The organism is Neptunomonas japonica DSM 18939, assembly GCF_000422765.1.
In the GTDB taxonomy this organism is placed as follows: Bacteria; Pseudomonadota; Gammaproteobacteria; order Pseudomonadales; family Balneatricaceae; genus Neptunomonas; species Neptunomonas japonica.
The window spans coordinates 1-20,023 of the sequence record NZ_AUGR01000031.1; the positions used below are offsets into that span (position 1 = coordinate 1).

Sequence of the window (20,023 nt, forward strand, 5' to 3'; positions counted from 1 at the left end):
ATGCACGAGTGCGCTCACCTTTGCTGATGAGCATTGATGCCGATAAAGCCGACACTTACATGCAAGAGCTGTTTGGCCCGATTAGCTTTGTCGTGAAAACCGAGAACACCGCACATTCAATTGAACTGGCTACGGATGCGGTTAAACAGCACGGTGCTATTACACTGGGTTGTTATACGAGTAGCGACAGTGTGCAGGAACAGATAGAAGAAGCGGCAATTGATGGTGGTGTTGCCCTCAGCAGCAACTTAACCGGCGGTGTGTTCGTCAACCAAAGTGCGGCGTACAGTGATTTTCATGCCACGGGTTGTAACCCGGCAGCCAATGCCTGCTTATCAGATTTAGCGTATGTCGCGAATCGTTTTCGTGTAGTACAGAGCCGCCGTCACGCGTAATAGAGGCAGCAATAAATAGGTTTTAAAAATTAGATGCGGCTAATGAATACTGGTATTCATGTATTTGTTTCCGTTATAAAGGGGGATGCGCAGTAATATGAGCAGTCCCCCTTTTTTATTACCCTCTTTTATATAATCGGGGCATTATTCTTAGTTATCTGATTTGGAGAGCAGAATGAAAGTATACGAAATTGATGGTGTTACACCGGTTATTGACCCGACAGCTTATGTACATCCAACAGCAGTGCTAATTGGTGATGTTATTATTGGGCCGCGATGCTATGTGGGTCCAGCGGCATGTTTGCGTGGAGACTTTGGACGACTAGTATTGAAAGAGGGAGCTAATATACAAGATACCTGTGTTATGCATGGTTTTCCTAATAGCGATACGGTTGTTGAGGAAGATGGGCATATAGGACACGGCGCTGTATTGCATGGTTGTGTCATTAAGAAAAATGCATTGGTTGGTATGAATGCCGTAGTGATGGATGGTGCGATTGTTGGTGAATCAGCCATTGTTGCGGCAATGGGTTTTGTAAAAGCTAAGTTTGAAGTGCCTGATCGTACATTGGTTGCAGGATCGCCAGTCAGGATAATTCGTGAGTTGTCTGATAAAGAGATTCAGTGGAAATCACAAGGGACAGCGCAATATCAAGATCTGGCAGTGCGCAGCTTAAGTACTATGCGTGAGGTTGAAGCGCTCACCTCCGTTGAACCAGACCGCAAGCGTCTAGAGATAGATGTTAATGTGAAGCCTTTATATCAGGTAAAAGCAGAGGGCTAGTCTCTCAATAATTACGAGTTATTCATTTGTTTTAAAACGATAAGCCATTGATTTAACGGTCAATGGCTTTCTTGTGTCTGAGCTACTCTGTATGCGGTTCTATGAACAGATATCTAAGAAGACTTGTATGAATGATGTATGTATAATTTGTCTCCGAAAAGAGACTCTCTTGATTTCTATTGTACATTAAGAGTCTGTTGCTAGTATTGGTGGTGATATTAACTCCTTGTTTTAGATTAGATTTTAATCCAGTAAAACCGCTAAATAGATGCAGGTATAAAATAATTATGCTTCAAACACAAAGTTATCACCGCTGGGGCGTTAGTTTTATCATTGGCCTGCTTACTTTGGTAAAGGTGGTTGAAGCAAATGATGTTGATCTTGAGCTTGAGTCTTTGATGAACGCAGATGTACAGGTGACATCTGCCATGAAGCGCTCTCAGCCGATCAGCAATACGGCATCTTCCATATACGTGCTATCCAATAAAGACTTACTAAATGCTGGAGTGCAATCGATTCCCCAAGCGTTGAGTTTAGTACCCGGTATGCAAGTTCGACAGATAGATAATAATCAATGGGCTATTACGACACGCTTTGCAGGCGGACGCTATTCAAGCAGCTTATTAGTGCTGATTGATGGGCAAAGTGTATACAACCCAAGTTTTGCAGGTGTCTATTGGGAAAATATCGATGTACCAATACAAGATGTTGAGCGTATAGAAGTTATACGAGGTCAAACCGGGACGCTGTGGGGCGTTAATGCATCCAATGGTGTCGTAAACGTCATAACTAAAAATTCAATAGATACTCGTACGGGCTACGCCAATATAGCGGCTGGCTCAGAGCAAGAATATAATATGAATTTTAGGTATGGCGACAGCATAGGTAATCAAGGTAGTTATAGAGTGTATTCCCATCACTTGGAAGGAGAAAAAGCATCACAAGGCTTTTTCCCAACGAATGATACTGTCCAGCTTAATAGCATTGGTATGCGTGCTGATTACGCTTTTGATGATGATATAACGCTCTTTGCTAAGTGGAATGTCCTGAATTCACGAATGGGTCAAACAACACGTCGTGTTAACACGGCTACTCGTATAAATAATTCATATAATGAAAGTGTTGAGCGAAATAAAATAGACTTTCTTGTTCGTTTTGAGGAGCGTCTCTCAAAAAATTCTAATCACATGGTCCAGCTATCTGCAAATAAAGAAACGGGTGATCAGGAGTTCTTAGGTGAAGAATTTAATGCCGTTGATTTTGAATACCAAATTAACACATTAGTAGGTGAGCACCAGATAGATATGGGGGCTTATTATCGTTATAACGATATTAAGCTTGATAGTGTTGACTATATAATGGATTTTGGAGAAAGCAATAAACTAGAACACTACGGTGGGTTTTTTCAAGCGCAGTTAAATATAGTGCCTGACACTTTTCATATTGTTTTAGGTAATATGTCAGCTCATAACGATTTTACCGGTTGGGAAAACCAACCAAGCTTTAGAGCGATATATAAATTCTCACCAAAGCAAACGCTATGGTTTAATGCTTCAAAAGCGGCAAGGGTCCCTTCCTATCTAGAGCATAATATTAAATTACAAGTCAGTGGGAGCAAGGTTAAGGACTTTGTTAATACTGGAAATCCATTAATAGACAATTATGTATTAGCAACTTATTTAAGGGGGAATCCTAATATAGAAGCAGAGAAAACTGTTTCATATGAAGTGGGCTATCGTTTAGCTCAGGAAGATTATTCTTTTGATCTTTCAATTTATAATACATCTTCAGATAACACACTAACTTACAGTCCAGCAGTGGATCCGAATGCTTTAAATTCTGTCATGGCTGCCTTACTTGCAGGCAATGCTCCTTTAGCTTTATCTGTATTACAAAGCACTCCTGTTAATTTTGATTTGGCTTCTTTGGCTACTTTGAATGTTACGGGTGTTGATGCGGTGCTAAGTTGGGATATATCTCCTAAGCTAAACACTGAGCTGTCATATACTATTACAAAACTAGACTATGACCTTCCTTCAGGTCATATCGTTGCTATCAGCCGTAACTCAACCCTGATTCAAGCGATGGCAAAGTTCAATATTATGTTGCCTCATAATCAGTCACTAAACATTAATGTAAAGTCAGAATCAGGGGATACGTATAAAACAGGAGATATTTTTACTACAGACATTGGTTGGCGTTGGAAAATTAAGCCTAATGTAATGTTGTCAGTGAATGCATGGAACCTGTTGAGTAGTGATAGCTATGAATACTTGAACTCGAATGAGCTGCACACATCACCCACTAAGGTTGAAAAATCGGTGACAGCTAGCCTGTATGTCGAATTTTAATAATCAAGTGCTAGCTTCAATGCTATATAAATATTTTAGCTCTACACCTAAAATATTTAATATCAAAGCTCTTATTTTAGTGCTGATAATTTCTTCTGCGCCCGTATTTGGTGCTGAGCTTGATCGAGAACTGATTCTTAAATCTGGTTTTATTTATAATTTTTCTAGGTTTGGGAAGTGGGAGTCTGGTTTGATCAATCAAGATGGCTTTACCATTTGTAGCCCAGATAAGGCATTCACTGAAGTAGCGAAAATTACATTTTATGAAAAGCAAGTCAAACGGTTACCTGTTGTTATAGAAAAAATAGATGTTAATAACGATTTGAATAAATGTAATGTGGTTTTTGTTACTAAAAAATATTATTTGGATTGGAAGAATAGGGTAAATCAATTAGGACGCCGGCAAGTAATGCTTATTGGCGAAAATAAAGGCTTCATTCTATTAGGCGGGCATATAAATTTTTTTATTTTGTCAGGAAAGATAAGATTTGAGGTTAGCGTTAGTAATTTAAAAAAATCTGGATTGAAACTTAGTTCTAAGGTTTTAAGGTTAGGTAAAATTCATGGAGAAAACTCACATGAATAAAATAAAAAAAACTGGCTCTATTGCAAATAAGCTTTTACTGATGCTAGTAGGTATATCAACCTTATCAGCGATGATTACTGCAAGTGTTTTGTTTGTTAATGAGTGGTTCTCAGCAACTAATGAACAGCGAAAGAATTTGACTTCTATTGCCGAAATATTAGAGCCTAATTTGATTACTGCTGTAATGTTCGATGATAACCAAACAGTTAATGAGCTTATTAATCCGTTAAATAAAAGACAAGAAATCATCTACTCAAGCGTTAGCCGCCCTGATGGTTCTATCATTACGAGTATAGGTGATAGAAAAGCTTATCTTACATTGGGCGAGAATTTGAACGAATATATTATTATAAAGAACAGGCTCGTTTTTGATAACCAAGATTTTGGTAAACTTCTTATTATGGCAGACAAATCTTATGTCGAGAACAGAAGCCAGTTCTACTTATACTTCCTTATTGTTTTGATTTTGGCTAACTTTGTCATTTGTTTTATTATCTCGTTGAGTCTAAGAAAAAGGTTTGTTGCTCCTATTATCCAACTAGCGTCACTTGCTAAAAAAGTATCGTCTAATCGTGATTACTCTTTACGTGCTAAAAAAATAACAGATGATGAGATTGCCGATCTTACGGGTTATTTTAATCAGATGTTGAACACGATTGAAGAGCGTGATCAATACTTAGAGACCCAAGTGTTTGATCGGACTAAAGAAATTGAATTGGCAAACAAGAACCTTAGACTTCAAGCATATAACGATAGTTTGACTGGACTACCCAATCGACACTTTTTTTATGAAAAGTTGCAAAGAACAATCGACTATTCAAGTCGATACAATTTGAAGTTCTCACTCATTTTTATAGACCTTGATAATTTTAAAGAGATTAACGACACGCTAGGTCATGACTATGGTGACTTGCTACTAATAAAGGCTTCTAGGCGGTTAGTGGAGTGTGTGCGTGAAACAGACACAGTGGCGCGTCTTGGTGGTGATGAGTTTACTCTTATTATTCAGGACCTTAGTTCTAAGGAAAGAATTAACGCCGTTGCTGAGAATATTTTAAAGTGCTTAGCGCAGTCTTTTCAATTAAAGGATGAGCGAGTATTCGTCTCAGGGAGTATTGGTGTAACGGTTTATCCTGATGACGGTGATAATGTTGAATCACTCGTTAAGCATGCAGACCAAGCTATGTATGAGTCAAAGCATGCGGGGCGCAATTGCTATCGTTTCTTTACAAGTGAGCTGCAAGTAAACGCACAGAACAAAAAGATGTTATCTGATGATTTAAGACGTGCTACTTATGAAAACGAGTTTATTTTATGTTATCAGCCTATTATTGAGTTAAAGACGAATGAGGTTACTAAAGCAGAAGCACTGGTGCGCTGGAACCATCCGTCTAAAGGCATTATCCGTCCCAGTCAGTTTATTCCTTTAGCTGAGGAGATGGGGTTAATCAGCGAGGTGAGTAGCTGGGTAGCAGAACATGCGCTTAAGCAATCTATTTTATGGCGCTCAATGACAAGAAAAGAAATTCCGATCTCTATTAATACGTCAGCTTTATTGTATAAGGGTGACCCGACGTGGATAGAAAATTGGTTGCAGCAGCTCAAGGCTAATCACATTCCTGGGAATATGATTACAATTGAGATTACTGAAAGCCTGTTGATGGAGAGTAATGATTCAATCAAGAGCCAATTGATTACATTGAGAGATCATGGAGTCGAAGTGTCGATTGATGATTTTGGCGTAGGGTATTCATCACTATCTTATCTTCAAGAACTTGATATCGATGTATTGAAAATAGATCAGTCTTTTGTGAAAGGTATTGAGAGAGGTAATGATAGCCTAGCTCTGTGTGAAGCCGTTATCGTAATGGCTCATCGTATAGGACTTAAAGTTATCGCTGAAGGTATTGAAACAGCTAAGCAGCATGAGCTCTTATTAGAAGCGGGTTGTGATTATGGCCAAGGCTATTATTACTCAAAGCCCATACTGGCTATGGAGTTTACAAAGCGCTTTATTGCAGTACCAGCAGAGATGCTTGGTTAGTCAATCTTCTTTTTGAAGAAAGGCTAAGTTAGTTTTCTTCTACCCATCATAATAACGATAAAGCTGATTACTTCATTGCGGTGTTGATTGTAGCCTCTGCATTTGATTCTTAAAATACCTCTATCGGGTTTGGATTTTGAAGGGTTCATATCAATAATTTCTATTTCAGGCCGAATGGTGTCTCCTGGTCTAACCGGAGCAAGGAAGCGTAGTTCATCAATACCAGGACCTCCTATGCTGACGGTTTCAAAAATTCGTGTTTGAATCACCATTCTGAAACACAGTGATGTAGTCTGAAAACCACTGGCAATTAAACCACCATAAACGCTTTCTGATGCTGCTTGGGCATCTATATGAAAAGGCTGGGGGTCATAAGTAAGTGCGTAATCTAATATCTGGCCTTCACTCAATGTGAACCCTTGAGCAGTGAAGGTATCTCCTACAGAGAAATCATCAAAATACCGATCCATAGCCGTCTCCTCGTTGATTGGACTGATTACTCATTAAAAGTAGCGAAATGGGGCCAGTGCTTTTGAACTACTGGGCTTTGCTGACTCCAGCTATGGCAAGTGTTCATTACATCAGGAAGTGCGTTTCCTGCTGTCCAGTTATCTTCTTTTTCACGATCTTGGTAAGTTGACTGATAGGCAGATGTAGCGATAGGGCCAAGTAGCTCTAATAAGTGTGTGCAGCCATTATCTCCACTAAAGAGAGTTTTGGTTATTTTTGTGAAGCCGGGCTTTATCTGTAAGCCAATCAGTTTTTTATACGCTTCACTAATCCCTTTGCAGTATTCAAAAGGGGTAAAGTCCATACTGGCTTCTGCATCGACAATATTAAGATCAAGATCAATGGTGATACGCAATGCCATATCGTGGATGGCTTCACCTGCCGGTATCTTTCCGTCATTTCGCTCTTTAGACATGATGTCATGATCTTTAATATCTACAAGATGCCCTTCGATGTCCCATAAGCCGTCTTCACGACGAAAACCTTTGCAGATAACGGTACGCGTATGTTGCGGTATTCGGTTAGCAGGAGGAGATAAAGGCATGACATTGATCTTCTATATTAGGGTTGTCGAAAAGTTGAACGTGCTGATAACTAAGTTAATTGAGCAGGTTCAGCATTTTAGAAACTGTAGTGATCTTCTCACGGGGTTTACCCGTTGTTGCTCTATCAATTTCGGCTTTATTAATTACTTGCCAGTCATTATAACTAACAGGTTTAATATTACGTTCATTAAAGAGTGTAGATATACAGGAAAACCCTTCTTTATGTGGAAGCGGAACAGTATTTTCCAAGTCTGCAATAATGTCTTTGCTTAAGGTTGTTGCATCAACTCGGTTCGATGGAATAACGCCGTTCGCACCTCTTTTACACCATCCTACCGCGTAAACACCGGGCTCTATAAGGCTATTGTGATGCTCAAAAATACCGCTGTTATTATTAAATGGAACATTGGGTACCGGTGCGGATACGTATCCTATAGCAGATATGACAGTACCAACATTGAGGGGTAACAGGTTTTTTGAACTTGTCGCCAGGCTGCTAGTCGCATTATTCACCGTAAGCTCAATATTTGAAACGCGAGATGTATCGCTTGTAATGGTGCTAATGGGGCGATTAAACAAAAAATGTATATGGATAATACCTCCATTTGGAGCGGAGGCTTGGGTCTTGGTATTGTGAAGTATCTCCAGGTTCTTAGCGGTGTTTCTCAATCGCTCTTCTGGAATATGCTCTGGTGGGGATTCAGGGATATCAGAAGTATCAATATGAAATGTCAGATTGGGTTGTGACATAACCTCTTGAAGTTCCATCGGCGTAAAATTGGCGTCTGCAGCCCCGCGACGACCAATAATATAGATATTTTTAATGTTAGCGTTGCTGATCTTATCTAGAGCAGTTTGACTAATATCACTCTTAAGAAGTAGTTCTTTCTCCTTAGAGAGAACGCGAAGAATATCTAGAGCGACATTACCGTTACCGATAACTGCAATATTTTCAGAGATCAGTGGGTTTAAGTCGGCATTGTCAGGGTGCCCGTTGTACCAGCGGCTAAATTCGCCAGAACCATAAACGCCATCAAGAGACTCTCCTGGGATGCCTAGTTTACGGTCAATGGGGGCTCCGCTGGCAAAGACGATAATATGGTAATGTTCTTTTAGCTCTGCATAGGAAAGGTCTGTACCTATATGGACATTACCAACAAAGCGAACGTTCTCACGGGAAAGAGTACGTTCAAATTGTCGAGTAATGTTTTTCGTATGTTGGTGATCTGGTGCAACACCTGCTCTGACTAAACCAAAAGGTGTGGGCAGTCTTTCAAATAGATCAACATGAGAGTCTGGTAATTTCTTTGCAAGCATGTCAGCGATATAGCAACCAGATGGGCCGCTACCAATAATGGCGATGTGTATCATAAATTACTCAGGTCCTTTGAATTAAAGACCACCGAAGCGTTTGAAAAAATGGGGTGCTGGTTCTGGTAATGGGCCATCAGCTGTTTCTTGTGTGGCAGATAAAAACTCTTCAGCGGGTATGAAAATCTTTCTATAAATGTTTCTGCACAATATACGTGCAGATGTACCAACCCAATCTGCCGGCAATAGCTTTTCAGGCAAGCGAGGATCTCTTAGTAATAATCGACGATAATGCTGAATGAGTAATGTCCTTAATAAGAAGCATTGCTCTGGGTCTAAACCGGTTTGGTTATCTAAAGCACGCAGGATAGGGCGGAACCGATCAAGAAAAGCTTGGTAGTCTTTTGAAAGTTGGTCTAAATTCCAGCATTCATGGACTAGCTGCTTGAGAGAAGCTGATGTATGGCTACCAAACAGCTCTGATTTCATATGGATGATTTCGTTAGTAACACATAGCTCTTGTAAGGTGTTATTGATTTCGACTAAATCAGCCATTGGGTGTGCCATTACCCCTGGAGCAATGTTGCCAAAGCCTTGCCACTCAAACTCTTTCTTTAATACTTTTCTTAACTCATTATCGAGCTGAGTGGTAATGAGCATATCCCACTTACCCTCCCATTCAGGGTAGAGCTCAGCATATATTCTCTTAAAAGCGCTTTCAAAGCGACGGCGTCCTGTATCAGTAAGGCTGTAATAGCTACGTCTACCAACTTGATTAGAGGTTAACCATCCTTCTTTAGTTAAGCGGAAGATAGAAGTACGAACAAGACGCTGATTGAGACCTAAAGGCTCAAGTAAACGAATCAGGCTGCCTAGCCATACAGATCCACCACGAGGAGCTATCGCATCACCATAAATAGTGATGATCAGAGAGCCTCCGCGAATAGGGCGTTGGTCTTTAAACTCTTCAACGAGTTCATCTATGCATTTGAGTTTGTTCATAAAAATATTATATCACGTAAGCTTTAGAAATTTGAGAGCATCTATTTTGCTGAAAGGTAGCAGCCTTCAGCGTTGTTAGGCGAGGAGGCATGTGCTTTAACGAGGCGCGCTATAAATGGTCTGTATAAAAAATAGACGTTGAAATGACACAATATTTTACTTAATATATTAAGTAAATTTAAACCAATCTTTGCTGATCTAAGCAAATAAGGGAATTGACATTGATTATGTGATACACTATTTTCTATCAATAGATCATTTCTTGTGTCATTTTGTTTGAGTGGCTCAGCACTTTTATGGGATAGGCCATTAAGCGTACAAAAGGGAGCAACTCATCCCTAAATGAGGCAAGGATTGAAATAACAATTTCCAAATAGGAAATAATCTTCTGCAAATGCACTAGGTTATTCGCTAGATGAAATCAGGTATCTTTTGATAGATGTCAATTTTATGGTGTTGTAACTGTGAATATATGATACAAAAAATTACCTGATGTTGGCGTATTTGTAGTAGTAAAAAAGTTGCAACGATACGTTAACAGCCTAAGGTTTTTAAAAAAGATACTAATAATAATAGATTTTTCGCTGACTCAAAAATGAGCGATTACTTAAGCCAGGAGAGCAAATCAATGATAAGAAGAAACTTCCTAAAAGTTGCAGGTGCCTTAACACTCGGTATGTCACTTTCTACAACAGCAATGTCGGATACTGTATTGCGTGTAGGAAGCTGGTTACCACCCACTCATGCGCAGAATGCCGTTGTATGGCCTACATGGTCTAAATGGGTAGAAGAAGCGACTGAAGGGCGTGTAAAAGTGCAAATGGAATATGGCTTGGGTCACCCTAAGACAATGTTTGATTTGGTTGAAGATGGCGCTGTTGACGCTAGCTTTAGTTATCACGGTTATGTTCCTGGTCGTTTTAAATTGACTCAGGGTATTGAGCAACCATTATTGGGTGTAAGCGCTGAAGCGGCTTCTGTTGCTCATTGGCGTGTACATAATAAATATTTCGCTAAAGCCCAAGAGCATGATGGCCTTGAAGTACTAACATTATTTACCCATGGACCTGGCCAAATTCATATGGCTGATCCAGTCACTAGCTTGGCAGACTTAAAGTCTAAAAAAGTTCGTTTAGGTGGTGGTGTACAGGGTGAACTAGGTAAGCGCTTAGGCGTAACTGCTGTAGGTGCTCCAGCGCCTAAAGTGTATGAAATGATGCAGCAGGGCGTAATTGATGGTGTATTTATCCCAATGGGTGAACAGAAGTCTTTACGTTTGAAAGAAGTAGCTAAAAATGTAGTTGCTCTGCCAGGTGGTATGTATCTGGGTAGTTTTGCTATGTTCATCAACCCTGACTTCATGGCAGGGTTGAGTGAAAAAGACCGTGTAGCGATTCGTGCTGTTTCTGGCGAAAAACTAGCGGCAATGGCGGGTGCTGCATGGGATGCAGCTGATGCTGAAGGTTTGATCGCTGCACGTGCTGAAGGTGTGAATGTTACTGAAGTCGCAACAGATGGTCCAATGGCTAAGGAATTCCAAGGTATCGTAGAAGGTATGGATGAAGAGTGGATCGAAAGTGTTGCTTCTCGCAAAGTAGATGCAAAAGCAGCGCTTGAAGAGATGCGCTCTATCGCCAGAAACTACGGTAAATAAGGAGTAGGCTATGGGATTTAGTGCCTGGTTAACAGCGCACTATGAAGAGAGAGGGCCAGTCCAATGGCTGGCCTTTGCTCTTGAATTGGTGGCTGCCATTACGCTGTTCTTACTGATGATATTAACCTGTGCCGATGTTTTTGGTCGTTACTTTTTCGGTAATTCGGTCGATGGCACAACAGAGTTAACAGAGATAGGGATTGCTATCCTTGTATTTGCTGAAATGCCGATTGTTACATGGCGTGGTGGGCATATCGTCGTAGATATTCTTGACAAAATATGGAGCAATACTGTGCTTAAAGCATTGGGGCTACTCTCTGCTTTGTTAATGTCGGGCTCACTGTACTATTTAGGCGTCAGAATCTTTCAATTTGCAGATCGCTCTTTCAGAAGAGAAGAGATCACTGAGTTGCTAGAGATTCCCGTTGGCATAATTGTGCAATATATCGCCTTTATGAGTTGGGCAACGGCGGCGTTGATGATGACTTATGGTGTTTACCATATGCTCACACAGGATCGTGACTAAATAACCTTTTCATTTCACCTTTAACGTTATAGGTATCTCCTTATGGAAACTGCGTTAATCGGTTTCGCGATTTTACTGCTGCTGATTGTTGTCGTACGTATCCCCATTGCATTTTCTATGGGTATTGTAGGGTTCTTCGGCTTTGCAGCTGTGCAAGGTTTGAATTTCGATAATTTTACAGACTTTAATTGGACGCCTTCTATTAGTATGGCGGCTAAAAGAATTGTTGATACAGCACAGGAATACAGCCTTTCTGTTATTCCTTTATTTATTTTAATGGGTAACTTTGTTACTAAATCTGGATTATCCCAAGAGCTATACCGCGCATCTTATGCTTTCTTAGGTCACCGTAAAGGTGGTCTATCGATGGCGACCGTGGTGGCATGTGGTGGGTTCTCTGCTATTTGCGGCTCTAGTTTGGCAACATCTGCAACAATGGCTAAGGTGGCAATGCCTCCTATGCGTAAGTATGGCTATGCTGACTCCTTGGCTACGGCTTCTATAGCAGCGGGCGGTACGCTGGGTATTCTTATTCCACCAAGCGTTATTCTTGTTATTTATGGCCTCCTAACCGAGACCAGTATTCGTGAGTTATTTGCTGCAGGCTTTATACCGGGCATGCTGGGAATCATCTTGTATTTGGTTGCTGTACGTTACGTGGTTTGGCGTAACCCTGAAGATGGTCCTTGTGGTGAAAAATTCACATGGCCAGAGCGTCTAGAAGCACTTAACGGTGTGTGGGGAGTTTTAATACTCTTTAGTATCGTTATGGGTGGTATTTATCTGGGTGTATTTACGCCTACTGAAGCGGCTGGGATTGGCGCAGGTGGTGCATTTGCTATTGCACTTTTCAGAAAATCACTCAATTTTGGTAGTCTGTTCGATATTTTGACAGATACAGCTCGCACATCAGCAATGCTGTTTACAGTACTTATTGGTGCACTGATATTTTCAAACTTTATCAACCGTGCGGGTTTACCTGCTGACTTGCTAACGCTTGTTTCTGGGCTAGACGTTCCTCCGATGATGATCATCTTTGCCATTCTGCTGATTTATGTTGTGCTGGGAATGGTCTTTGAAAGTCTATCAATGTTGCTGCTGACTATTCCGATCTTTTTCCCTCTTGTTCAAGAGCTAGGTTTTGATCTTGTATGGTTTGGTATTGTTGTGGTGGTAGTAACTGAGATCAGTTTGATTACACCGCCTGTAGGTATGAATGTTTTCGTGTTGAGTGCGGTACTGCGTGATGTTAAAGCCAGTACTATCTTTAAAGGTGTTACACCATTTTGGTGTGTTGATATCATTCGTTTGATCTTGATAACACTGATTGCACCCATATCGCTCTTCTTGCCCGAAATGCTCTATAGATAAAATCGAAGAAAAATATAAGGGTGCTTTTTGCACCCTTTTTACTCTGTGCAAGATACCTGTGGATCTATTAAATGGTATCTATAAAACGAGGTGTCACAATGTTACCTGATGTTAAAACTATTCTTTATGCATCCGATATCGAAGAAGGTTCTCGTCCTGCTTTCAGAGCGGCCGTCAGCATGGCGGGGCATTATAATGCCAAGATCACCTTTCTACATGTGATTGAGCCATTAAGTGCATCAGCACGAAATATCATGAAAACAATGATGAACGATGCATCGTTAAACGAGATGCATGATTCAAGCATCGTTAATCTGAAAAATAAGCTGGTTTCACGTATTGAACGCTTTTGTGAAACAGAGCTTGATGCGAGTGAAATAATGCAAGAAGGACAGGTCATCCCGCGAGTAGAAGAGGGGGTTTCTGACCGAGTGATTCTCAAAGTGGCAAAAGAGATAGGTGCGGACCTAATTGTTATGGGAACTCGTACGCACTCTTCAGTAGGGCAGTTTTTGTTGGGCTCAACAGCAAACCGCATTATGCACCATACCGAAATACCCGTGCTGATAATTCCGCTTAAATAGTCTATTTGTTTCTAGTAAGGAAATAATATTGTTCTGTTTAGCTACTTATTTAGAAAGAATGAATTCGGTATCGTATGACTCATCGAAATAATCAGAATTTACTGTAGTACAAAAACTGTAGTACAAATATAGGTAAAAAATATGACGAAGAAGTCTTTTGCGTCCTCTGCGGACCTCGGCGTAAAAACCGAAACATTGGAAATCCTAGGTGATGGTATTTATGCGCTAACAGCTGAAGGCGATCCAAATATTTGTGCTGTTGAAGGTGAAGACTTCATTGTTGCTTTTGAAGCACGCGCAACACCAAAAGCTGCCAATGACTGGTTAGAAAAACTACGTGAGCACACAGATAAGCCTGTTAAATATCTTGTATTGTCTCATTACCATGCTGTTCGTGTATTGGGTGCTTCTGCCTACAATGCAGAATCTATCATTGCTCACGAAAATACTAAGTTCTTAATTGAAGAGCGTGGTATGCAGGATTGGGCAAGTGAATTTGGCCGTATGCCTCGTCTGTTCCGTGAGCCAGAAGGTATTCCTGGTTTGACGCACCCTGATATCGTTTTTAATGATCGTATGGAAATTCCACTAGGTGGAGATCGTGGCAATCTAGTACTTGAGTACTGTGGCCGTGGTCATACGGCAGGTGACATTGTTGCTTGGATTCCAAAGCAAAAAGTTTTATTTGCTGGTGACTTAGTAGAAGCTGCTGCAGCGCTTTATACCGGTGATGCTTTCCACTTTGACTGGTCTACAGAGACACTAGACAAAGTTAAAAAATATGAAGCTGAAGTACTTGTTGGTGGCCGTGGCGCTGTTGTTCGTGGCCGTGCTGATGTTGATGCTGCAATCGAGCAAACGCGTGGTTTCTTAACGGGCATGATCGAGAAAGTAGGTGAAGTTCATAAACGTGGCGGCAGTGTCAAAGAAGCGTTTGAATCTACACGTGACCATTTAGGTCCTAAGTTTGGTATGTGGCCAATCTTTGAGCATTGCCTACCATTTGACGTTCAGCGTCTGTGGGATGAGTTTGACGGTATTGACTGGCCGCGCATCTGGACTGATGAGCGTGACCAAGAAGTATGGGATAAACTTCAAGACTAATTACTCGCTTTTCAAAGGCACCCTCTTATAGGGTGCCTTTTTCGTTTCCTATCTATTAAATCAAAGACTTGTAACTTCTCCAGACAGTTGTTAGCTTCATTCTAAGCAGACTAATAATATTTGAGGTGTTTGGATGGATGTTCTTTCTGCAATGGGTGTTTTTGTTCGCGTCGTTGATCTTAAAAGCTTCTCGTTAGCGGCTGCAGAAATGGGTATTTCCAGCTCTTCGGTGAGCAAGCAGGTTTCACAGCTTGAGCAACATATCGGCGCTAAGCTATTGCAAAGAACAACGCGTCGTTTATTTGTTACCGACGTTGGCGCTGCATATTATGAAAAGTGCCAAACAATTCTTGAAGAAGTAGAAGACGCAGAAAATCTAGTCTCTCAATTGCAAGGAAAGCCACGCGGTATACTGCGCATTACTTGTAATATGACCTTTGGCCAGATGCAGCTATCAAAAGCAATTCCTGAGTTTATGGATAAGCACCCTGATGTGCAGGTCGATATAACCCTAGATGACAGGGCGCCTGATCTTATACGTGATGGTTTTGATATGGCTATTCGTATTGCCGACCCGCAATTGCCGGATTCAAGTATGATAGCGCGTGAGATCTCTAAAATTCCTATGTATATCTGCGCAACTCCAACCTACCTTGATACCCACGGCTACCCTGAATGTGCAGAACAACTCAAAGAGCATAATTGCTTGGTGTTTGTGTATGCCGCTAATGCTAATCAATGGACCTTAGAGAGAAATGGCAAGCGTTGTACTGTTCCCGTTAGTGGCGATTTAAAAGCCAATAACAGTTTGGTGGTGAGAGAGTCTGTTTTACAACACCGAGGTATCGCTAATTTAGCGGATTTTGTTATCTCTCGCTTTGTTAAATCAGGCGACCTTGTGCAGGTTTTTCCTGATCATCAGCCGGAGTTATTATCAATTTTTGCTGTATATCCTGACCGGAAATACACCTCGCCAAAAGTCAGTGCTTTTATAGATTTTTTTCGTGAATGGTTGGAAACCAATCATAAAGAAGATCTTTGGGCTGAAGTGGTTCATTAATGTGGATTAATGAATAATGGGTACGTCTTTAGTGTAATTAATGCTCATTTATTCTGCTTATTCGCTCTTTTGTTTCTTTTTTAGAAAGAATCTTATTCGCTTAAGCCTGATTATCAATGCACGGGTTTCCGGTATCTTTAGTACATGAAAGCGCTGTTCGCTATGTAACCTGAGAACATAAAACGAGAGCCCCTGTAATGTTAAATACCTATACTTTTCCCGAGTTTCATTATGCTCGGTCAGCAGATCAAGATTCCCAGAAAACAGTTAAGCACCCAGTCGTTGTTGTTGGCGCTGGCCCAATGGGGCTAGCCGCAGCTGTCGATTTAGCGCTTAATGATGTGCCCGTTGTTATTCTTGATGATAACAACACGGTGAGCGTTGGTTCACGTGCTGTTTGCTATGCCAAACGCTTTCTGGATATTTCTGACAGGCTGGGTGTAGGTCAGCGATTAGTTGATAAAGGTGTGACGTGGAATATCGGAAGAGTGTTTCTGGATGAAGAGCAAGTCTATAGCTTTAACATGCTTCCAGAAGAGCACCACCGCCGTCCAGGCTTTATCAACCTTCAACAATATTACATGGAAGAGTATTACGTTGATCGTATTAGCCAGCTAGATAATGCGGACTTGCGTTGGAAAAACAAAGTCATCAATGTGGTTGAAGAAAATGACCATGTGACGTTAACAGTGGGCACGCCAGAAGGTGAGTACCAGATTCAAGCGCAATACGTGATCGCCTGTGACGGAGCTAACTCTAAAGTACGTGCTATGTGTGGGTTAGAGTCTAAAGGGCAAGTTTTCCAGGATCGTTTCTTGATTGCTGATGTCGTCATGGATCCTAAGAATTTCCCACCTGAGCGTTGGTTCTGGTTTAACCCTCCATTCCATGAAGGCCAATCAACCTTATTGCATCGTCAGGCTGATAATGTATGGCGTATCGATTTTGACTTAGGTTGGGATGCTGACCCTGAAGAAGAGAAGAAACCTGAAAATATTATTCCACGTGTGCGAGCTTTCTTAGGTGAAGATGTGGAGTTTGAACTAGAGTGGGCATCGGTTTATACCTTCACTTGCCGTCGCATGGAAGAGTTCCGCAAGGGGCGTATCTTCTTTGCAGGCGATGCTGCACATCAGGTTTCTCCGTTTGGAGCACGCGGTGCTAACTCAGGTATTGAAGACATAGATAATCTAGTGTGGAAACTAAAACTGGTTATGGAGCATCGTGCACCAGAGTCTTTGCTAGATAGCTACTCGCCGGAGCGTGTTTTTGCTGCAGATGAAAACATCCTTAACTCTACACGCAGTACTGACTTTATATCGCCAAAGAATGCTGTTAGCCGTGTCTTTCGTGATGCTGTTTTAAAACTGGCTAAAAACTACAACTTTGCCCGCCCGTTGGTAAACAGTGGCCGTTTATCGGTTCCACCTATTTTGACTGAATCACCATTGAACACAGCTGATAGTAGCAAGTTTGCTTGTAAGGTAGTCCCTGGTGCTCCTTGTACCGACGGGCCGGTAATGCGCAATGGCCAAGAAGATTACCTGCTCACATGTTTAGGCAATACATTTAATGGATTGCTATTTATTGAACAGCAAAAAGACCTGAGCCAAGATGTTTTGGAGCAGTTGGCCGTGTTAGCTACTCAAGAAGTCCCTGTTAAAACCTTTATCGTGGCGCGCCATGAGATGGATATCGAACTTCCAAAAGGGGTTGAGCTATTAGTTGATAAAGTAGGCGCAGTCAATGAGCGTTTGGATGCTAAATCAGGAACATTCTATTTAATGCGTCCCGATCAGTTAGTAACAGCACGTATGCGCCAATTTGATCAGCAAGTCGTTGGCGCGGCATTGAATAAAGCACTGGGCAAGTAATCAGGAGATAATGAATAATGACCACGTTAATTACCGAAGCAAATCTGCCACGTCCAGATGATTTTTATCAGGTACTCACGGATATGCATAGAGACCTAACCGATGAGCAAAGTGCAGATGTGAATGCTCGCCTAATACTATTATTGAGCAACCACATTGGTGATCAATACGTATTAGAAGAAGCCATGACGATTGCTCGTGAACATATCAGCTGATATTTAAAATCAGTATTTGAAGTAGTTTAGATAGCCCGGCCTAGTGCCGGGCTTTGATGTTTATCGTAGAATGAAATTGACAGATTTCACGTAGGGATAGAAACATGATTTTATATGATTACTGCAGGTCATCAGCCGCATACCGCGTTCGTATTGCCTTGAACCTAAAGGGCCTCGCTTACGAGCAAGTGGCCGTTAACTTGGTAACGGGTGAGCATCGTGAAGAGTCGCATATAGAGCGCAACGAACAAGCATTAGTACCTGTACTTGAAGATAACGGTGTGCAACTAACGCAATCAATGGCGATTAGTGAATATCTAGATGAGGCGTATCCACGAACCTCACAGCTACTCACGGGCTCTGCTATTGAAAGGGCTCAGCAAAGAGCGTTTGCGTTGGCTGTTGCGTGTGATATCCATCCCGTTAATAACTTACGTGTGCTTCAGTATTTAGTGGGCGAGATGGGCGTTGATGCAGAAAAGAAAATGCAGTGGTATCACCACTGGATTCACACAACGTTTAAAGCGCTTGAGATGAAGTTAGAAAATAGGGCAGCACAAACTGGCTTTTGCTGTGGCGATCAACCATCCATTGCAGATATCTGCCTTGTTCCTCAGGTGTTTAATGCAAACCGATTTGAAGTAGATATGTCATCTTATCCGCTTATTGCGGCTATTAATGAGCGCTGCTTGAAGATAGATGCCTTTAGAAAAGCGCACCCAGATTTACAACCAGGTGCGTAGCTCTAAGTAATAGGTGCGTTAGGTGGACTCGGACATAGCTTGCATGGCTTCCCGAGTCCACTCCATTGCTTCACGGTAGCCTTTTTCATAAATTACATCGTCAAAGTCTGCTGGCAATAATTCCCAGTTACCTGCTTCATAATTTATAACGTTGTTAAGTACTGCTCCAATATCGCCTGTACCATCGCAAATTGCTTCTTTGATGTCGTCACCTAATGGGACTTGCTCAAGCATTTTATCGCGCTCAATATCCAGTAGAGCATGTAGCCCAGACATCATGCCCGCCATAAAATAGCTAGGCGCATTACTCTTGTTTTGCTGCTGAGCTACTTGCTCAGACATCCGGCCTCTAATGAGAAGTGCACGAGACAGCTCTTCAGGTTTATCGGAATTTGCAGACATCGCTATGAGCGTTGTCCACTTTTTGACTTGCGGTATACCCAGTAAAACAATCGCTTCTGAGGTTGACTCAATCTTGCGGGTCAAAGAGTAGGCTGCAGAGTTGACGATGCGTAACAGTTTATATGTGAGAACAGGGTCTGTGATAATCAGTTTTTCAAGTTCTTCTGGCTTAGCATCGGGGTTTTGTAATGCTTGCATCAACTGTAGCAAGGCGATTTGCCCTGTGCTTATTTTCTTGCCCTTAATAAGCTTAGGTCTTGATAGAAAGTAGCCTTGAAACAGCTTGAAGCCAAGAGAGATACAGACATCGAGCATTTCATGCGTTTCAATTTTTTCAGCAAGTAAGGCGCATTTATACGGTTTAATGATTTTAATTAGCTGAACCATTTCATCGTGGGTATGTTCAAGCACATCAATTTTAACAATGTGCGCTAGTTCTAAGAGCGGAATGTACTCGGGACTGTAGATAAAATCATCCAGAGCAATGCGGTACCCCTGATCAGCGAGTTTACGAACACCGTTGATAAAGGCCTCATCAACATGCGCATCTTCGAGTAACTCGAGCACAATCTGTTTTTTTGGAAGGTCAGGAATATTGCCATCTACAACGATGTCATAGGTAAGGTTAATAAAAGCGGGAACAACCCTGACCTCACCCGCATCACATATAGAGGTGTATTCGTTTAAAAGCACTTCACTCGTAGCCTCAGTGCCTCGGAAAACGGCTGATTCTGAGTCGCCTTCTGTTCGGTATAGTATTTCATACGCAACGACACGTTGTTTTCGGTCAAAAATTGGCTGGCGTGCCATTAAGACCTGGCTGCCCATCTCGGCATCATTCATTTATTAGCTTTCCTGCATATGAAATATAACAACAAGTTTAGTCTGTGATTTTTAAGTTTGCCAAAATTTATTACAGTTATTACACGGTTTCATTGATCCATGACGTTATAATAGGCGCT

Annotated in this window: 18 protein-coding genes and 1 pseudogene; 14 read left to right on the plus strand and 5 right to left on the minus strand. The window is 41.4% G+C overall.

The genetic code is table 11. The annotated features are described in order from the left end of the window. The 5 genes and pseudogenes from G511_RS24560 to G511_RS0116845 all read left to right on the plus strand — a co-directional run. A pseudogene (locus tag G511_RS24560) lies at window positions 1-395 on the plus strand (phenylacetic acid degradation protein PaaN); the annotation flags it as partial. Between the two features lie 175 nt (window positions 396-570). Then, a complete protein-coding gene (gene paaY, locus G511_RS0116830) occupies window positions 571-1,179 on the plus strand; it encodes a phenylacetic acid degradation protein PaaY (RefSeq protein ID WP_028470676.1) in 609 nt (202 codons plus the stop codon). 287 nt (window positions 1,180-1,466) lie between these two features. Next, on the plus strand, window positions 1,467-3,530 hold the full coding sequence (locus G511_RS0116835; RefSeq protein WP_036552328.1) for a TonB-dependent receptor plug domain-containing protein: 2,064 nt from the start codon (window positions 1,467-1,469) through the stop codon (window positions 3,528-3,530). Then, window positions 3,517-4,116, plus strand: coding sequence for a YfiR family protein (locus G511_RS0116840; protein WP_051222189.1), 600 nt, complete (start codon window positions 3,517-3,519; stop codon window positions 4,114-4,116). Before G511_RS0116835 ends, G511_RS0116840 begins: the two co-directional genes overlap by 14 nt. Continuing rightward, window positions 4,109-6,160 (plus strand): EAL domain-containing protein, encoded by a 2,052-nt coding sequence (locus tag G511_RS0116845; RefSeq protein ID WP_028470679.1) that lies wholly within the window; start codon window positions 4,109-4,111, stop codon window positions 6,158-6,160. Before G511_RS0116840 ends, G511_RS0116845 begins: the two co-directional genes overlap by 8 nt. A 23-nt stretch (window positions 6,161-6,183) precedes the next feature. Here G511_RS0116845 and G511_RS0116850 read toward each other — a convergent pair whose 3' ends face one another. Genes G511_RS0116850 through paaX form a run of 4 tightly spaced genes read right to left on the minus strand, consistent with a single transcriptional unit; the run spans window position 6,184 to window position 9,528 of the window. Then, a complete protein-coding gene (locus G511_RS0116850; protein ID WP_036552330.1) occupies window positions 6,184-6,630 on the minus strand; it encodes a MaoC family dehydratase in 447 nt (148 codons plus the stop codon). A 26-nt stretch (window positions 6,631-6,656) separates the two neighbouring features. Next, window positions 6,657-7,214, minus strand: a complete 558-nt coding sequence (locus tag G511_RS0116855; RefSeq protein WP_028470681.1) for a DUF2889 domain-containing protein — start codon at window positions 7,212-7,214, stop codon at window positions 6,657-6,659. A gap of 55 nt (window positions 7,215-7,269) precedes the next feature. Next, a complete protein-coding gene (locus tag G511_RS0116860; protein WP_028470682.1) occupies window positions 7,270-8,586 on the minus strand; it encodes an NAD(P)-binding protein in 1,317 nt (438 codons plus the stop codon). 21 nt (window positions 8,587-8,607) lie between these two features. Beyond that, window positions 8,608-9,528, minus strand: coding sequence for a phenylacetic acid degradation operon negative regulatory protein PaaX (paaX, locus tag G511_RS0116865; protein ID WP_028470683.1), 921 nt, complete (start codon window positions 9,526-9,528; stop codon window positions 8,608-8,610). A 628-nt stretch (window positions 9,529-10,156) separates the two neighbouring features. Between paaX and G511_RS0116870 the strand changes: the two genes are divergently transcribed. From G511_RS0116870 to maiA, 9 genes are all read left to right on the plus strand, one after another. Then, a complete protein-coding gene (locus G511_RS0116870; protein WP_028470684.1) occupies window positions 10,157-11,182 on the plus strand; it encodes a TRAP transporter substrate-binding protein in 1,026 nt (341 codons plus the stop codon). A gap of 10 nt (window positions 11,183-11,192) precedes the next feature. Further along, window positions 11,193-11,708: a TRAP transporter small permease gene (locus tag G511_RS0116875; RefSeq protein WP_028470685.1), complete on the plus strand. Its 516-nt coding sequence runs from the start codon at window positions 11,193-11,195 to the stop codon at window positions 11,706-11,708. A 42-nt stretch (window positions 11,709-11,750) separates the two neighbouring features. Then, window positions 11,751-13,079, plus strand: coding sequence for a TRAP transporter large permease (locus G511_RS0116880; RefSeq protein WP_028470686.1), 1,329 nt, complete (start codon window positions 11,751-11,753; stop codon window positions 13,077-13,079). 98 nt (window positions 13,080-13,177) lie between these two features. Then, window positions 13,178-13,663 carry a universal stress protein gene (locus tag G511_RS0116885; RefSeq protein ID WP_028470687.1) on the plus strand — a complete coding sequence of 162 codons (486 nt, stop codon included), beginning with the start codon at window positions 13,178-13,180 and terminating at the stop codon, window positions 13,661-13,663. A gap of 141 nt (window positions 13,664-13,804) precedes the next feature. Further along, entirely contained in the window at window positions 13,805-14,767 is a 963-nt protein-coding gene (locus tag G511_RS0116890) for an MBL fold metallo-hydrolase (RefSeq protein WP_028470688.1), read from the plus strand. A gap of 133 nt (window positions 14,768-14,900) precedes the next feature. After that, the gene (locus G511_RS0116895; RefSeq protein ID WP_028470689.1) at window positions 14,901-15,827 is read left to right on the plus strand and encodes a LysR family transcriptional regulator; all 927 of its coding nucleotides are present in this window, start codon (window positions 14,901-14,903) and stop codon (window positions 15,825-15,827) included. Window positions 15,828-16,024: 197 nt separating this feature from the next. After that, entirely contained in the window at window positions 16,025-17,701 is a 1,677-nt protein-coding gene (locus tag G511_RS0116900; protein WP_028470690.1) for an FAD-dependent oxidoreductase, read from the plus strand. 17 nt (window positions 17,702-17,718) lie between these two features. After that, window positions 17,719-17,916 (plus strand): DUF2783 domain-containing protein, encoded by a 198-nt coding sequence (locus G511_RS0116905; RefSeq protein WP_036552333.1) that lies wholly within the window; start codon window positions 17,719-17,721, stop codon window positions 17,914-17,916. 104 nt (window positions 17,917-18,020) lie between these two features. Continuing rightward, window positions 18,021-18,659 carry a maleylacetoacetate isomerase gene (gene maiA, locus G511_RS0116910; RefSeq protein WP_028470692.1) on the plus strand — a complete coding sequence of 213 codons (639 nt, stop codon included), beginning with the start codon at window positions 18,021-18,023 and terminating at the stop codon, window positions 18,657-18,659. Between the two features lie 18 nt (window positions 18,660-18,677). On the opposite strand, the gene G511_RS0116915 is transcribed toward maiA, so the two are convergent. After that, on the minus strand, window positions 18,678-19,904 hold the full coding sequence (locus G511_RS0116915; RefSeq protein WP_028470693.1) for an EAL and HDOD domain-containing protein: 1,227 nt from the start codon (window positions 19,902-19,904) through the stop codon (window positions 18,678-18,680). Window positions 19,905-20,023: the final 119 nt, after the last annotated feature.

Excerpts from the sequence above, each read along its gene's own strand:
- G511_RS0116915 (WP_028470693.1), bottom strand. The coding sequence starts at position 19,904 with ATGAATGATGCCGAGATGGGCAGCCAGGTCTTAATGGCACGCCAGCCA.
- G511_RS0116860 (WP_028470682.1), bottom strand. The coding sequence starts at position 8,586 with ATGATACACATCGCCATTATTGGTAGCGGCCCATCTGGTTGCTATATC.
- G511_RS0116840 (WP_051222189.1), top strand. The coding sequence starts at position 3,517 with ATGTCGAATTTTAATAATCAAGTGCTAGCTTCAATGCTATATAAATAT.
- G511_RS0116855 (WP_028470681.1), bottom strand. The coding sequence starts at position 7,214 with ATGCCTTTATCTCCTCCTGCTAACCGAATACCGCAACATACGCGTACC.
- G511_RS0116885 (WP_028470687.1), top strand. The coding sequence starts at position 13,178 with ATGTTACCTGATGTTAAAACTATTCTTTATGCATCCGATATCGAAGAA.
- G511_RS0116845 (WP_028470679.1), top strand. The coding sequence starts at position 4,109 with ATGAATAAAATAAAAAAAACTGGCTCTATTGCAAATAAGCTTTTACTG.
- G511_RS0116905 (WP_036552333.1), top strand. The coding sequence starts at position 17,719 with ATGACCACGTTAATTACCGAAGCAAATCTGCCACGTCCAGATGATTTT.
- maiA (WP_028470692.1), top strand. The coding sequence starts at position 18,021 with ATGATTTTATATGATTACTGCAGGTCATCAGCCGCATACCGCGTTCGT.
- G511_RS0116835 (WP_036552328.1), top strand. The coding sequence starts at position 1,467 with ATGCTTCAAACACAAAGTTATCACCGCTGGGGCGTTAGTTTTATCATT.
- paaY (WP_028470676.1), top strand. The coding sequence starts at position 571 with ATGAAAGTATACGAAATTGATGGTGTTACACCGGTTATTGACCCGACA.
- G511_RS0116880 (WP_028470686.1), top strand. The coding sequence starts at position 11,751 with ATGGAAACTGCGTTAATCGGTTTCGCGATTTTACTGCTGCTGATTGTT.
- G511_RS0116890 (WP_028470688.1), top strand. The coding sequence starts at position 13,805 with ATGACGAAGAAGTCTTTTGCGTCCTCTGCGGACCTCGGCGTAAAAACC.
- G511_RS0116895 (WP_028470689.1), top strand. The coding sequence starts at position 14,901 with ATGGATGTTCTTTCTGCAATGGGTGTTTTTGTTCGCGTCGTTGATCTT.
- G511_RS0116850 (WP_036552330.1), bottom strand. The coding sequence starts at position 6,630 with ATGGATCGGTATTTTGATGATTTCTCTGTAGGAGATACCTTCACTGCT.
- paaX (WP_028470683.1), bottom strand. The coding sequence starts at position 9,528 with ATGAACAAACTCAAATGCATAGATGAACTCGTTGAAGAGTTTAAAGAC.
- G511_RS0116870 (WP_028470684.1), top strand. The coding sequence starts at position 10,157 with ATGATAAGAAGAAACTTCCTAAAAGTTGCAGGTGCCTTAACACTCGGT.
- G511_RS0116875 (WP_028470685.1), top strand. The coding sequence starts at position 11,193 with ATGGGATTTAGTGCCTGGTTAACAGCGCACTATGAAGAGAGAGGGCCA.
- G511_RS0116900 (WP_028470690.1), top strand. The coding sequence starts at position 16,025 with ATGTTAAATACCTATACTTTTCCCGAGTTTCATTATGCTCGGTCAGCA.